This is a genomic window from Nocardia sp. 852002-20019_SCH5090214 (genome assembly GCF_001665865.1).
In the GTDB taxonomy this organism is placed as follows: domain Bacteria; phylum Actinomycetota; class Actinomycetes; order Mycobacteriales; family Mycobacteriaceae; genus Nocardia; species Nocardia nova.
Window position 1 is genome coordinate 1 of record NZ_LZMK01000462.1, and the last position, 873, is coordinate 873.

An 873-nucleotide genomic window follows, 5' to 3' on the forward strand; every position below is an offset into this window, starting at 1 on the left:
ACCAGAAACTGACCGAACTGTGCGACGCCTTCGCCCACCAGTGGGGCGTGAACATCGACACCGAGCAGATGCAGGTCGGCATCGATCCCGACTTCGACGCAATCGGAGCCCAGAGCCGCGCGCAGGCGGCGGCGCTGTTCGCACGCCAGAGCGCGGCCATCGGGATCATCGAGGACCTGCCACTGGCCCCGGAAGCCAAACCCGTTGTCGGGCAGGCACTGCTGCGGTGGCGCGGGGAAAGCCTCGACGAAGCCCCCACCTACGCGTTGTCGTCTGCCGAGCAGCGGCGCGCGCAGCTCGACACCGATCTGGATGCGGCCGGCCTCACCACAGACGACCGCACCCGCGTCGACTTCGTCGTCGACTACCTCACCGGAGACACCCGCAACATCGACCTGCTCACCTCCCCGGTGTTCGTCGATCCCGGAGAGGAAGCCCGCGGCCGCATCCCGGAGCTGCTGGCCGGATTCGACGAAGGCCACGTCACGGCCAAGCAGATGGCCGCCGAGATCGCGGTGATGACCGCTGAGGACCAGGCCCGTGTCCGTGAGGTCGGCAAAGCGATCCGCGACGGACAGTACCCGGACCTGCAGCTCTGGCCCGGCTACGCCGACCGCGACAAACTCACCGAACAACTCTCACTGCTCGCCGGTGATGTCGAAGACATTCGAGCAATCGCGGACTACGTCGCCGAGAACGACCTCTCCGACGAAAGTCCCGAGACCTGGGGTGTCGGTGACGAAACCGCCGCGACCATCGAGCGGCTGCGCGAGCGGGGCGACGAGATCGTCGCGGTCGCCACACTCCAGCACGGCCTGGCCGACATCGAGCGCAGCCAGCTCGTCACGATTGTCGACGACGTCGACGCCGGAC

1 pseudogene is annotated in these 873 nt (G+C 67.5%); it reads left to right on the forward strand.

Features of this window, described 5'->3' with window-relative positions:
- Positions 1 to 873 (forward strand): annotated as a pseudogene (locus A5780_RS41655) (hypothetical protein); the annotation flags it as partial.